The sequence below is a fragment of the Geomonas oryzae genome (assembly GCF_004117875.1).
Classification (GTDB): domain Bacteria; phylum Desulfobacterota; class Desulfuromonadia; order Geobacterales; family Geobacteraceae; genus Geomonas; species Geomonas oryzae.
In genome coordinates this window covers 106,244-119,089 of the sequence record NZ_RAHW01000003.1, presented here as the reverse complement: position 1 = coordinate 119,089, position 12,846 = coordinate 106,244, and the positions used below count along the sequence as shown (strand labels likewise).

General features: G+C 60.8%; 12 protein-coding genes. 6 read left to right on the top strand and 6 right to left on the bottom strand.

Annotation, left to right across the window (positions count from 1 at the left end):
• The first annotated feature begins 13 nt into the window (after positions 1–13).
• From D6Z24_RS08700 to D6Z24_RS08680, 5 genes are all read left to right on the top strand, one after another.
• A complete protein-coding gene (locus D6Z24_RS08700) occupies positions 14–1,993 on the top strand; it encodes a monovalent cation:proton antiporter family protein (RefSeq protein ID WP_129126201.1) in 1,980 nt (659 codons plus the stop codon).
• A gap of 215 nt (positions 1,994–2,208) precedes the next feature.
• Complete coding sequence (locus tag D6Z24_RS08695; RefSeq protein WP_129126200.1) at positions 2,209–4,707, top strand: glycogen/starch/alpha-glucan phosphorylase; 2,499 nt, start codon at positions 2,209–2,211, stop codon at positions 4,705–4,707.
• A 140-nt stretch (positions 4,708–4,847) separates the two neighbouring features.
• The gene (locus tag D6Z24_RS08690) at positions 4,848–5,345 is read left to right on the top strand and encodes a chemotaxis protein CheW (protein WP_129126199.1); all 498 of its coding nucleotides are present in this window, start codon (positions 4,848–4,850) and stop codon (positions 5,343–5,345) included.
• A gap of 749 nt (positions 5,346–6,094) precedes the next feature.
• Positions 6,095–6,298, top strand: coding sequence for a 2-hydroxymuconate tautomerase family protein (locus tag D6Z24_RS08685; RefSeq protein ID WP_129126198.1), 204 nt, complete (start codon positions 6,095–6,097; stop codon positions 6,296–6,298).
• A 265-nt stretch (positions 6,299–6,563) separates the two neighbouring features.
• Positions 6,564–6,746, top strand: coding sequence for a hypothetical protein (locus tag D6Z24_RS08680; RefSeq protein ID WP_129126197.1), 183 nt, complete (start codon positions 6,564–6,566; stop codon positions 6,744–6,746).
• Positions 6,747–6,902: 156 nt separating this feature from the next.
• On the opposite strand, the gene D6Z24_RS08675 is transcribed toward D6Z24_RS08680, so the two are convergent.
• The 6 genes from D6Z24_RS08675 to D6Z24_RS08650 all read right to left on the bottom strand — a co-directional run bounded on the left by D6Z24_RS08675 (position 6,903) and on the right by D6Z24_RS08650 (position 11,029).
• Positions 6,903–8,441, bottom strand: a complete 1,539-nt coding sequence (locus D6Z24_RS08675; protein ID WP_129126196.1) for a Ppx/GppA phosphatase family protein — start codon at positions 8,439–8,441, stop codon at positions 6,903–6,905.
• A 41-nt stretch (positions 8,442–8,482) separates the two neighbouring features.
• Positions 8,483–9,007, bottom strand: coding sequence for a helix-hairpin-helix domain-containing protein (locus tag D6Z24_RS08670; protein ID WP_129126195.1), 525 nt, complete (start codon positions 9,005–9,007; stop codon positions 8,483–8,485).
• 26 nt (positions 9,008–9,033) lie between these two features.
• Positions 9,034–9,555 (bottom strand): SixA phosphatase family protein, encoded by a 522-nt coding sequence (locus D6Z24_RS08665; RefSeq protein WP_129126194.1) that lies wholly within the window; start codon positions 9,553–9,555, stop codon positions 9,034–9,036.
• Positions 9,556–9,752: 197 nt separating this feature from the next.
• A complete protein-coding gene (locus D6Z24_RS08660) occupies positions 9,753–10,328 on the bottom strand; it encodes a hypothetical protein (protein ID WP_129126193.1) in 576 nt (191 codons plus the stop codon).
• A gap of 150 nt (positions 10,329–10,478) precedes the next feature.
• Positions 10,479–10,778, bottom strand: a complete 300-nt coding sequence (locus D6Z24_RS08655; protein WP_129126192.1) for a hypothetical protein — start codon at positions 10,776–10,778, stop codon at positions 10,479–10,481.
• 8 nt (positions 10,779–10,786) lie between these two features.
• Entirely contained in the window at positions 10,787–11,029 is a 243-nt protein-coding gene (locus D6Z24_RS08650) for a hypothetical protein (protein WP_129126191.1), read from the bottom strand.
• 492 nt (positions 11,030–11,521) lie between these two features.
• On the opposite strand from D6Z24_RS08650, the gene D6Z24_RS08645 reads away from it, so the two are divergent.
• On the top strand, positions 11,522–12,814 hold the full coding sequence (locus tag D6Z24_RS08645; protein WP_129126190.1) for an amidohydrolase: 1,293 nt from the start codon (positions 11,522–11,524) through the stop codon (positions 12,812–12,814).
• Positions 12,815–12,846 lie beyond the last annotated feature (32 nt).

Sequence of the window (12,846 nt, the reverse complement as noted above, 5' to 3'; positions counted from 1 at the left end):
ATAGTGAGGTTTCATGGATTTTCACGCTTTACGCGACATCGTCGTTCTCTTCGGGCTTGCCCTTTTCACCGTGGTCGTGCTGCGCAAGCTGAGGCTTCCCTCCATCATCGGTTTTCTGATCACCGGTTTCCTCGCCGGTCCCTACGCCCTCGGCTTCATCAGGAACACGCACCAGGTCGAACAGATGGCGGAGTACGGCGTAGTGCTCCTTCTCTTCACCATCGGCATGGAGTTCTCGCTGAAGGAGCTCATGCGCATCCGCCACATGGTGCTGATCGGCGGCGGGCTGCAGCTCGCCCTAACCATCATCGCGGTCGCCGTCATCGGGTCCCTGGACCATTTCCCCCTGTCGCAGTCCATCTTCTTCGGTTTTCTGGTCGCGCTCTCCTCCACCGCGATCGTCATGAAACTCATGATGGACGCAGGCGAGATGGACACCCCGCAGGGCAAGGCGGCGCTCGGCATCCTCATCTTCCAGGACCTCTGCATCGTTCCGCTCATGCTCTTCACCCCGTTTCTGGCCGGAGGTGGGGAAGGGCTTGCCGATATCGCCGTCGTTTCGGCCAAGGCGGGCGCCGTCGTCCTCGGTGCCCACTACGGCTCCCGCTTCGTGGTGCCGTGGCTCTTCGAACAGGTGGTGAAGACGAGAAGCCGGGAGCTCTTCGTCCTCTCCATCATCTTCATCGGCATGGGGACGGCCTGGCTCACCGCCCAGGTGGGGCTATCGCTCGCCCTTGGTGCCTTCATCGCGGGTCTCGCCATCTCTGAGTCCGAGTACAGCCACCAGGCGCTAAGCGACATCATGCCGTTCCGGGAAGCCTTCATGAGCCTCTTTTTCATCTCGGTCGGGATGCTCTTGAAGCCGGTCATCCTGCTCAAGTTCCCGCTCCTACTGATCGGCCTCGTCGTCTCGATCATCCTCATCAAGGCCGTGCTCACCACGGCGGTCGGTTTCGCCCTCGGGCTTCCCATGCGCATCGCGGTGATCGCCGGGCTTTCCCTCGCCCAGATCGGCGAGTTCTCCTTTGTTCTTTCCAGAAGCGGGCTCTCCTACGGCCTGCTTACCCGCGAGACGTACCAGCTCTTTCTAGGGGCGTCGATCGCCACCATGGCCTTGACTCCGCTCTGCCTTAAGATCTCCGGACCGGTCGCGGACTTTCTCATCGGAGTATTGCCGCACCACTGGACCCGCGGTCGGAGCAGCCTGGCGCAAAACGGCGACAAGGTTGCTCTTCAAGACCACGTCATCGTCGTAGGCTATGGCGTGAACGGCAAGAACCTGGCGGGCGTGCTTAAGAACCTGGAGATACCCCGCGTCATCATTGAGACCAACCCCTTCACGGTGCGCAGGCTTCGCAACCAGGGGGAATCGATCATCTTCGGCGACGCCTCCAAGCCGGAGATCCTCGAGCACGCAGCGATAGGGGACGCCCGCATCGTCGTCATCGCCATCTCCGACGCCGCCGCCAGTCGACGCATCGCCGCCCTGGTCCGCCAGATGAACCCTTCCATTCACGTCATCGTGCGCACGCGCTACCTCCTCGAGATGGAGCCGCTCTTCAAACTTGGGGCGAACGAGGTGATTCCGGAGGAGTTCGAAACCTCGGTGGAGATCCTGTCCCGCGTGCTCAAACGTTTCCTGATTCCGCAGGATGTCATCGAGGAGTGCATTGCGGACGTGAGGCGCGACGGCTACGATATGTTGCGCAGCGCTTCCAAGCGCCACAGCCACGCCGTCGGCATTGCGGGCTTTCTCTCCGGTGCCGAGATAGGCAGCTTCCGGGTGCGCAAGAATGCCCCGCTTGAAGGAGAGAGCCTGCGTGGAGGGCTGTTGCGCACCCACTCCGGTGCCACCGTGGTCGCCATCAAGAGGGGAGACCAGATCACCGCCAACCCCGATCCGATATGGGAGTTCCAAGCGGACGACATCGCACTGCTCCTTGCCACTCCCGAGCAGATGCGCGTCGCCGCGAGGCTCTTCGAACCGGGGTAATCCCGTCGGTCCATCTCCTCCCCCCGGAGGGGGGTAGGGGATGGGGGACGGTGCCATTATTTCCGTCGGCTTGCTGCTTCACCCACCCCCGGCCCCCCTCCCGTCAAGGGAGGGGGTGACTGGCAACTTCAAGTTTGTCCCCATAAAGCCGAATGAAGTATCACGTGCCGGACCGTTTTTTCGGACCAGCGTTCTCAGCAAAAGGAGTATCCAACATGAAACAGAAGAAATCCAAGGCGCTTTCTTCGCTAGATTTCTGCGACCTTTCCCCTCTTTCAATGGACCGGCAGGGGCTCGTGGATGATTTCATACACCACTACTGCCATCACCTGGGGCGCGACAAGTACTGCAGCAGCATGCGCTACCGTTACCAGGCCATAGCCCACACCATCCGAGAGCGTCTCATCGAACGCTGGAACAACACGCGCTACGCCTACATAAACGCCGACTGCAAAACCGGTTATTACCTGTCCCTCGAGTTCCTGATGGGGCGCGCCATGGGGAACGCCCTCTTGAACCTAGGCATCTGCGGTCCGACCGGCGAGGCGATGCAGCAACTCGGGATGGATCTCGAGGAACTTGCCGAAGAGGAGGTGGACGCGGGGCTCGGCAACGGGGGCCTCGGGCGCCTCGCCGCCTGCTTCCTGGACAGTTGCGCCACGCTGCAGTTGCCGGTAATGGGGTACGGCATACGCTACGAATACGGCATGTTCCGCCAGGACATCAAGGACGGCCGCCAGGTCGAGGAGCCCGATCACTGGCTTAGAGACGGCAACCCCTGGGAGATGGAACGCCCCGAGTACACACAACGGGTGCGCTTCGGCGGTCGCTGCGAGATACGGCGCAACGAGGACGGTACGGTGAGCTACTGCTGGCTCGACACCCACGACGTCCTCGCCGTCCCCTACGATATCCCGATTCCCGGGTACCGAAACGGGACCGTCAACACGCTTAGACTATGGAAGGCTGCGGCGACCGACGTCTTCGACCTCGACGAATTCAACGCGGGAAGCTACACCGAATCGGTGGCGATGAAGAACGAGGCTGAGAACATCACCATGGTGCTCTACCCAAACGACGCGAGCGAGAACGGCAAGGCCCTGCGCCTGAGGCAGCAGTACTTCCTCGCCTCCGCGAGCCTGCAGGACGTCATGGAGCGTTGGATTTACCGGCAGGGGAAGGTCTTCCACCACTTCGCCGAGCGCAACTGCTTCCAATTGAACGACACCCATCCAAGCTGCGCCGTGCCCGAGCTTATGCGGCTACTCATGGACGAGCAGGGGCTCGGCTGGGACGAGGCCTGGGACATCACAACGCACACCATGGCCTACACGAACCACACCCTGCTCCCAGAGGCGCTGGAGAAGTGGTCGGTGCCGCTTTTCCGCCAGCTCATGCCTCGGCTTCTCGATATCATCCTCGAGATCAACGCCCGGTTCCTCGCCGAGGTTGCGGCGCGCTGGCCGGGCGACGGGGAACGTTTGGCCAGGATGTCCATCATCGAGGAAGGGGAGGTGCAGCAGGTCCGCATGGCCTATCTCGCCATCGTCGGGAGCTTCTCGGTGAACGGCGTCGCCGCGCTGCACTCGGAACTGCTGGTGCAGGGGCTCTTCCGTGACTTCCACGAACTCTGGCCCGAGAAGTTCAACAACAAGACCAACGGGGTCACGCCGCGCCGCTGGCTTGCGCGCTGCAACCCGGGCCTCACCACGCTCCTCTCCTCTCGAATCGGTGACGGCTTCGTGGCCGACCTTGCCAAAATCTCCGGGGCCGCTCCCCTTGCCGATGATCCTGAATTCCGCGCGTCGTGGCACGCGGTAAAGCAGGCAAACAAGGAGCGGCTGGCCGCCCTCGTGCGTGAACAGTGCGGCGTCGCCTTCAACACGGAAGGGCTCTTCGACGTCCAGGTGAAGCGCATCCACGAGTACAAGCGCCAGCTTTTGAACGTACTGCACGTGATACACCTCTACGACCGGATCAAGCGTGGCGACACCGCGGACTGGACCAACCGCTGCGTGCTGATCGGCGGGAAGGCCGCACCCGGCTATTACATGGCGAAGCTGATCATCAAGCTGGTCAACAACGTCGCGCGCGTGGTGAACGACGACCCCGAGGTGGGCGACCGGCTGAAGGTAGCCTTCCTCCCGAATTACCGCGTCACCGCCATGGAGGTGATCTGCCCGGGCACCGACCTCTCCGAACAGATCTCCACCGCAGGCAAGGAGGCCTCCGGCACCGGCAACATGAAGTTCATGATGAACGGGGCCATCACCATCGGCACCCTGGACGGCGCCAACATCGAGATCCGCGAGGAGGTGGGGGACGATAACTTCTTCGTCTTCGGGCTCACCGCCCAAGAAGTGGAAAGGGAGCGCGCTTGCTACAACCCCGCAGGCATCGTCGCGGCGGACCCCGACCTGGAGCGGGTCATGCAGCTTCTATCCGGCGGTCACTTCAACATGTTCGAGAAGGGGATCTTCGATCCGATCATCGCTGCGATCATGAGCCCGCGCGACCCGTGGATGGTCGCCGCCGATTTCCGCAGCTACGTGAAGGCTCAGCGCAACGCAGCCGACAGGTACCGCGACCGGGAGGCCTGGACCAGGATGAGCATCATCAACAGCGCACGCAGCGGCAAGTTCTCAACGGACCGGACCATCTCGGAGTACAACGAGGGGATCTGGCGCCTGCGCCCGGTGCAGCCGAAGCGGTAAACGGTATCTGCGCAGGATTACGATAACTTCTCCTCAAGATAAGCGCAGAGGTGCCGATACGTCAGACAAAGTAGTGGAAGCGTGACCGCTGCCAATCTACTTAAGTGGTCGACACATTCATGGCAACTGCGGAGGAAGCGATGTCTACGGCAAATTTACCGGTCAAAAAAGGTGAGTCCAGCAGCGAGCTGATCCAGCTCGTGAGCTTCAATCTCGGCGCGGAGGAGTACGCAGTCGAGGTGCTCAAGGTGCGCGAGATCATCAGGATGACCCCCATCACCCATATCCCCAACACCCCTCCGAGCGTGGAAGGGATCATCAACCTGCGCGGCAAGGTGATCCCCATCGTCTCGCTCAGGAGCAGGTTCGGCATGAACAGCACCGAGGACGACCAGCACACCCGTATCATGGTGATGGACATCGACGGAAAACTCATGGGGTTCATCGTCGACGGCGTCTCCGAGGTGATCAGGATATCCAGCGGCGAGATCCAGCCCCCGCCGAGCATCGCCGCAGGCGGCGTCGACCAGGACTTCATCTGCGGCGTCATCAAGCACGGCGAGCAGCTGCTCCTTATGTTGCAGCTCGACCGCATGTTCACCGGCGCCGAGCAGGAAGCCTTCTCGAGCTTCGCTTAGCCCAATTGCATTTCACACCCGCCGCTTCAAGCACTCCCTCCCCCGGAGGGGGAGGGCAGGGGAGGGGGAAACCCTACCAAAATAAAGGGGAAGAACGGCTCCGGCCCTTCTTCCCCTTGTCGTTTAAACTACCGCTTCACCGACTCCCAACGTTGCGGCGCGGAGGCAGACCCCTTTGCCCCGTTCGAGCGCGCAGCTTATTGTTTTTTTGGCGATGCGTGAGATAGTGATGACCTGAGTATGTTGTTGGACAGAAACTTATAATCTTACACCTGTCCCCTTTTGCCCCCGGGGTGAGGGGGGTGCATCAGCCTCCGAATGAATCACTTGACCCTCTGATTTGCCACTTTGATCGCTAATCTGTCATTTTGACTCCTTAATCTGTCACTTTGCCCTTTAATCTGCACTTTTACCCCTCTAATTTGTAATTTCACCCTTCTAATTCGTCACTTTGACCTCTTAATCTGTCGTTTTGGTCATCCGATTTGACGATTGTAGTGCTAGTTCGTCGATTTGCGCTCTGATATGACGGTTTGCCCCCTCTCTTTGTTGATTTGATCCTGTAACTGTCGATTTCCATGCGAAATCGGCGGATGACTTCCCATTTTTGCTCGAGCTTCACACGCCATCTTGAGCATGGCTAAGGGCTAAGGGACGGCGAGATTTACCTTTGGCTTGTGATGACATTTGTGTGGTACAGTACGCGCCGCTCTTGGAGCGGGACTTACCGAAACTGAACAGGAGGCCGTATGCCATTCGTCAACATCAAGATCACCAAAGACGGCGCTACTGCTGAACAGAAGGCGACGCTGATCAAGGGGGTAACGCAACTGCTGGTGGATACCCTCGGCAAGAACCCGGCTACTACGGTCGTGGTCATCGAGGAGGTGGATACGGATAACTGGGGAATCGGCGGCGAGTCCGTCACAGCACGTAGGAAGGCGGGGATATAACGGGGCATCTGTTCAACTTTTCGACACTTTTGTTCAAAAAAAGTGTCGAAATGCTTTACACTTTACTTGCTTGGCTGTAAAGGTCGCAGCCGATGAACGGGCGCGGGGCCTTGATGGCCGTATTTACGACCTTTTCAACGCAGCGAATAAACCTGCACCCCTATGCTGCCCTGGCATCCTCTATGCTACATGTTTGGCAACAGACGGCGGACCCCGAAACGGGGGCGGGTCAGACACCGTTTCCGCCAAGAGAAGGAGGTGGCCAATGGGATACTTAAGCTATGGCCACGAGTTCATACTATCGATTGTCTTACTGCTGGTGGCTCTGCATTTCGTTCTGGATCTGCTGCCGATGCTTTATAGCCGCGTGCACCGGTTGTTCGTATTGACACCGGTGAGAATAACCAGCGGGCTCGTCATCATCATTGCCGCCTTCTTTCTGCTTTAAAGGCGCGTAACCACACCTCCAATCCTCGCTGGCATTGATCAGGGAGCCTTTAACAGGAAAGCCGGATGGGTCGCAAGTCGACCTTCCGGCTTTTGTGTTCTCGATCAGCAACGCACGTAGGGGGGAAAGGGGACAGGCACCTGCGGAGCCAGTCCCCTACGCTTCGGTGGCTCCGGAATGGAGTTCCAGCTTGAGCTTGCAGGCTTCCTGCAGCAGGTCGCTCTTCGCCTTGGCGCCGTAAAGCTCGACGGACATCTCTTCTTCACCGTTCAGGGTTACTGCCAATGTGTCTTGGCTGAGGGCGCAGTCGAGTTCCCGTACCACGGCGTTGCGGCGGCGGTCGAGACCGTCGCACAGGCGCAGGATGCCGCCCAGGCGGGCTACCAGTAGCTGGTCGTCCGGGGACAACCGGGTGAACTCTTCGTGCTTCTTCTTCGGGACCGATTTGCGGTGGTACCGTGCGATGTTGGCCATCAGCTCGCGCTCGCGCGGCGTGAAGCCGAAGAGTTCGGCGTGGCGGATCAGGTGGTAGGAGTGCTTGTGGTGGCTCGAATAGCTTATGAAGTAGCCGACGTCGTGCATGATGGCGGCGGCATCCAAAAGCCGCATCTCCTTCGGACCCCAGCCGTAGCGCGGGGCGAGGGCCTTGAAGAGCTGCAAGGAGAGCCGCGCCACCTGCTCGGCGTGCCCTTCGTCGATGTGGCAGGAGTGGGCGAATTCGAGCGCGCTGTCGCGCCAGGAGCGCCGTTTCTTCTCCGGCAGGAGGTTTCGTTTGCGCAGGCCGCGCAGGATGAGCCCCTCACGGATGCCACGCTCGTTCACCTTCAGGTGGTTCACCTGGAAGAAGTCCATCAGCTCGTCCACCACGGTCACTCCGGCGACGATGATGTCGGAGCGCTCCGGGTTGAGCCCCGGGATGGCGCGTCTCTCCTTGTCGCTCTTTCTGGCCAGCATGGCCAGCAGATGAACGACCTCCGAGCGCAGCAACTCGTAGCCGTGCAGCGAGTCGAACTTCTCCTTGCGCGCCGCGGCGACCATCGCGGCGATCGAGGTGACGGTGCCTCCTGAGCCGACCAGGCACTGCATCCCGCTACGTTCGCCGGTGTAGGCGGTCTTCAGCGCCTTGCGGATGTGCTTGCGCAGTTTCTGGTGCTCCGTGCCGACCACCGGGTCGCTCTTTAAAAAGCTCTCGGTGAGGAACACTGCGCCCAGTTCAAGGGAGAGCATCTCCTCGGTATGCGTGCCGAGGGCTGAGATGAGCTCCAGGCTGCCGCCGCCGATGTCGAAGATCAGGTGACGCACCCCATCAAGCTCGAAGTTATGCTGCGCCGAGAGGGCGGCAAGCTCCGCTTCCTCCTCGCCGCTGACCACCTCGATATCGAGTCCGGTGCTTTTCTTTATCGCCCGAACCAGTTCGGCACCGTTGGACGCCTTTCGTACGGCGCTGGTGGCGACCGCGTCGATGGCGCTAACCTTGTAGCCGTCGATGATTTTTTTCTGCCGGGTCAGTGCCTCGATGGCGCGCTCCCACGCCGCGGGCGCGATGGCGCCCGTTTGGTGCAGCCCTTCGCCCAGGCGTGCCAGTACCTTCTCGTCATCGAGGATCCTGTATTTGCCGTTTCCCGAGGTCTCTATGACGATGCTGCGGATGGAGTTGGTGCCGATGTCTATCGCGGCGAGCCTGGTTTTATTCAACTGCTGCTCCTTGGACTGCGGTAGGAGGGGAGGGGGGATCGCTAGGCGAGGGCCCTCAGCACAACCTTTCTCGCTTTCTTGAAACCCTTGCGCACTTTCTTGAGGCTTGCCTCTTCCAGCCCGGTCACCTTCTTGCCGGCCTTTTGCAGCGCCTTTGCTACGCGCTTCGAGCGTTTGCGGCCGACGTCCTGCATCTGCTCGAGCGCGTTCTCGATCCGCTCCAGGTCCGAGCCGAGCTTTCTGCCGCACTTCTCCGACATCTGCTCCGCGAACCGGTCGCGCGTGGTCTGCGCCAGGTTTTCCACCTTCTCGCGCACCTCGCTCACGCGCGCGAGCATCTGCTGGGCCGGGGCTTTTTGATGCTCCTCAGCCATCCCGGCGAGCTCCGTCGCCTGTTGCAGGATGGACTGGATGTGGCGCGTATTGATGCCGCGCACCTTGCGCAGCCCTTCCTCTCCGGCCTGGGCGATCTTGGCGAAGCTGTCAAAACCTGCGTCGTACAACCGTTTGCCGAGGATCGCGCCGACCCCTTTCAACTGCCTGAAGTCTGCTGCCGACTGAACCATCGTAAATGCTCCTTATATGCGTACTGTTATCCGCCTTGGCGCAGACGGTCCACCGCTTTGCCGCGCGAGGTGACGATGCGTCCCGCTCCTGTCACCAGTTGCAGGAAATGTGCGTCGCCAGTCCCGTCCGCGGCCCTTTTGAATGAGACGGTGCCCCCCTTGGGCAGGGTGAGGGAGCCGGTCTCGCCTAAAAGCGCCTGAGTCACGAGACCCAGGTCCGGCTCGTGCCCGACCAAAGCCACTTCTCCTGCCTGCGGGCATAGCCTCAAAAGCTCATCCAGCGCCTCCGGGCGGAAACCGGGGGCGAGCTGCGTGGCGACGATCAGCTCGCGCTTGTAGAAGAGTTTCTCCGCGAGTATGTCCGCCGTCTGCACGGCGCGGATAAGTGGGCTGGTGAGGATGAGGTCCGGGGATATGCCAAGGGTGGCGAGGCTCTTTGCCGCTTTCCTGAAACGTCGTCTGCCGCGGCGGGTGAGGTAGCGATGCTCTTCCTGTATCTCCGGTGTTCTCTCAACGGCTTCTGCGTGGCGCACGATATGGATGATCATGGCATTCTCCATAGATTAGGCAACGCTAAAGACTTTAACCAATCTCTTAGGATTTGCAACCGGCTCTTACATTTTCGTGCAGTAAGCGCTACGGTAAAGGACAGTGTGGGAGAGAAAATAAGAAGCGAAAATGTTTTACCCGGCAGGAGGGGGGATGGTCCCTCCCCGCCTGGGGAGGGACTGATTGAGGAAGGTGTCTAGCGCTTTTCAACCAGAAGCTGTGCGATGCTCTGCCTGAGCGAGTCGGTGATCGCTTCGGAAGGAAGGGACCCGCCTACGCCTCTGAGCCAGAAACGGTCTACGGCGGTATCGCCCAAGGTGTCTATGGTCATCTTTACCGGGAACAGGCATCGCATGCTGAAGTGGTCCAGCAGGTCGCCCAGGAATCCGAGGCGGTCGATCCCCTTGATCTCGATGAACATGCTTCCTTCATGTCGTGCGGCCGGTTCCATCTTGAAATCGAGAAGCTCGATTCGTGCCGCCTTATGTTCCGGCTCGGTTGCTGCGAGGGCCAGGAAGTCGATGCTTTCAGGGCTTTTGGCGAAGTGAGCGTTCTTAAGTTCGAAGCGCGAGCGCCAGTGGCTGGCGTTCACTTTTTCGGCGGAGCCGCTTATGATGCTGACGCGGTGGTCGGCAAGGCCGGCGGCGAGCCTCCCGGTCCAGCCGGGGGCCAGGAAGCCGGAGAGTTCCAGCAGGTAGCCGTTCGGCCTGGCCGCCATCGGCACGATGGTGAAGCCGGCCTGTGCGAAGTCGGTAAGTGTTGTGTCGGTCATTGACTCTCTTTTCATGGCTAAGCTGTTCATTGCCGCTCCTTTATTTCATATCTACGAGTCCCCGCCCCCGGCGGGGGAGGGCCAGGGAGGTGGCTGTGCGTCAGGTGTTTTCGTACTCCCCTGTCCGTAGGTTGTGCGCCGTCGGGGCGTTCATCGCCGGTGCTGCAGCATCTCCTTGCCGCATCCGGCCAGAAAGGCGAAGACCTCGCCACGGCTATTAAGAAAACGCGGCAGGTCACGGTTCATGAGGTCCTCGAGAAAGTGCAGGGTTTCTGCGTCATCGCACTGTAAGTCGTTCATGACCGCGGTCAGCATCGGAACGATGTCGTACAGGTCGTCGCGGTTGAAGGGTGAGGGGTCGCCAGGGCCTGAGAACTTGGGCTCGAACTTTTGCTCCGTCACTTTCGGATACCGGTACTTCAAGTCTGATGGCTGAACGGTGATCCCCATGGCGGCTCCTAGCGGCACCCGCATGTGGAACTGCTGCAGCTCGTCCTGCAGGTGAGCTGTTCTTGCAGGTTCGCGGCGTGATGGTCGAAGCAGTCCAGGGACTCCCTGGTTATGAACCACCCCTGTTCCGAGAGGGTTCCCTGCAGGGCTTTTTGCTTCAGCAGCATGAGGATCTTCGTCTCAGTGGTTGAGAGTTCGGTCGCAGCTTCGGCGGCTGTGACGTGTTCCTTTCCGTCGATCATCTCGGTCATGGCAGTCCCTCCTTGGTCTTGCGGCTTTACACGGAGCATGCCAGCAGCGGGTTCTTTTGTTACTGGCCCGGTATTTCAGGGTGTTAACGGATACGCGCTCCGGATGGGTGTAATCGTGTTGCTGATTTAATAACCATGATGCCTTGCTTTGAGCACTTGATTGAACTGGGCGGGTGGTTGTTGACGGTATGTCATGGTAAGGCAAATCCCCCCTGTCCCCCCTTCGCCAAGGCTACGTGGGGCAGGCTCCCCCTTCGCAAAGGGGGGAACATAACGCCTGCTGCTCTGCTTCGTGGAAACGGTTGCCCTGCTTTCCCGGAATTTCCTTAGCACTTTCGCAAAGGTGGGGGCACTGGAGCATACGCGGAGCGAAAGGGGGACTGGCGCCTGCGGAGCCAGTCCCCTGGGCGGACGGGGCAGTTGGCGGTTGATAACGGCGGCGGAAAATAGTAACCTGCGGCGGTGTTTTCATCGCCACGTCCGAGAGACTTTATGCTGACACAATCGCTGCGCGCCTCCCTGGAGACCCTGGTCGAGGCTGAACTCCCTTCGCTGATCGAGTCGTACAAGAAACTGCACGCTCATCCCGAGCTCTCCGGGCAGGAACGGGAAACCGCCGCTTTTCTGGCTGGGGAGTTCCGCGGCCTCGGCTTCACGGTTACCGAGGGAATCGGCAGGTACCAGCGGTTCGACTGGCCCGGCTACGGCATCGTGGCGGTGCTGGAGAACGGGGACGGGCCGACGATCCTTTTACGCGCCGACATGGACGCGCTTCCGGTGGAGGAAAAGACGGGGCTTCCCTATGCGAGCAGGGCCAAGGGGATCTACCGGGACGGCAGCGAAGGTGCGGTAATGCATGCCTGCGGGCACGACGTGCACATGTCCTGCCTGCTGGGAGCGGCGCGCGTGCTTTCCCGCTGCCGCATGAACTGGTCGGGTACTCTGGTGCTGATCGCTCAGCCGGGAGAAGAGGGGGGGGACGGGGCACAGGCGATGATCGACGACGGTGCGTATCGGCTCTGCCCGAGGCCCGACTTCGCGCTTGCGCTGCACAGCACGCTGTTTCTGAAGGCGGGGACCGCAGGCTGGGCGCCGGGAAATTTCCTGGCCAGTTTCACCGAGGTCGAGGTGGCGGTGCGCGGGGTAGGGGCGCACGGCTCGGCGCCCGAATGCGGCAAGGACCCGGTGGTGCTTGCCGCGCAGCTCGTGCTTGCCTTCCAGACCATCGTGAGCCGGGAGATATCGCCGCATGAGCCTGCGGTACTCACCGTCGGCTCGATCCATGGCGGGGCCGCCTGCAACGTCATCCCCGAGGAGGTGGTGCTGCAGCTTTCCATACGCAGCTTCGACGACCGTGTGCGCGACCGCATCATCGAGTCGGTTCGGCGCATCTGCGAGGGGACTGCGCTTGCCGCCGGGGTGCCGCTGGAACTTGCTCCCGTGGTGCGGGTGCTTGCCGCGCATCCGGCGACCTACAACGACCCGGTGCTCGCCGAGCGCCTGGCCGGTGCCTTGCGTGTGGCGCTAGGCGAGGAGAACGTGGTCCGGTCGGCTGCGCGTATGGTGAGCGAGGATTTCGGTTCCTGGGGGCTCGGCGGGGAGATTCCCATCTGCATGTTCTGGCTTGGTGCTGCGGATCCGTGCCGCTTTGAGGAGTGCGCGGCTTCTGGGGGCTCGCTTCCATCGCAGCATTCGCCGCTCTACGCTCCGGCTCCGGAGCCGACTTTGAGGGGCGGGGTGATGGCGTTATCGACGGCGGTGTGCGAGCTGCTGCCGGTGGACTGAAGGTGATAGTAGAAATTCCTGGTTGACTCAAA

Coding starts and splice junctions, on each gene's coding strand:
- D6Z24_RS08685 (WP_129126198.1), top strand. CDS start 6,095: ATGCCATTCGTCAACATCAAGATCACCAAAGACGGCGCTACTGCTGAA.
- D6Z24_RS08665 (WP_129126194.1), bottom strand. CDS start 9,555: ATGATCATCCATATCGTGCGCCACGCAGAAGCCGTTGAGAGAACACCG.
- D6Z24_RS08650 (WP_129126191.1), bottom strand. CDS start 11,029: ATGACCGAGATGATCGACGGAAAGGAACACGTCACAGCCGCCGAAGCT.
- D6Z24_RS08660 (WP_129126193.1), bottom strand. CDS start 10,328: ATGACCGACACAACACTTACCGACTTCGCACAGGCCGGCTTCACCATC.
- D6Z24_RS08695 (WP_129126200.1), top strand. CDS start 2,209: ATGAAACAGAAGAAATCCAAGGCGCTTTCTTCGCTAGATTTCTGCGAC.
- D6Z24_RS08655 (WP_129126192.1), bottom strand. CDS start 10,778: ATGGGGATCACCGTTCAGCCATCAGACTTGAAGTACCGGTATCCGAAA.
- D6Z24_RS08690 (WP_129126199.1), top strand. CDS start 4,848: ATGTCTACGGCAAATTTACCGGTCAAAAAAGGTGAGTCCAGCAGCGAG.
- D6Z24_RS08645 (WP_129126190.1), top strand. CDS start 11,522: ATGCTGACACAATCGCTGCGCGCCTCCCTGGAGACCCTGGTCGAGGCT.
- D6Z24_RS08680 (WP_129126197.1), top strand. CDS start 6,564: ATGGGATACTTAAGCTATGGCCACGAGTTCATACTATCGATTGTCTTA.
- D6Z24_RS08670 (WP_129126195.1), bottom strand. CDS start 9,007: ATGGTTCAGTCGGCAGCAGACTTCAGGCAGTTGAAAGGGGTCGGCGCG.
- D6Z24_RS08700 (WP_129126201.1), top strand. CDS start 14: ATGGATTTTCACGCTTTACGCGACATCGTCGTTCTCTTCGGGCTTGCC.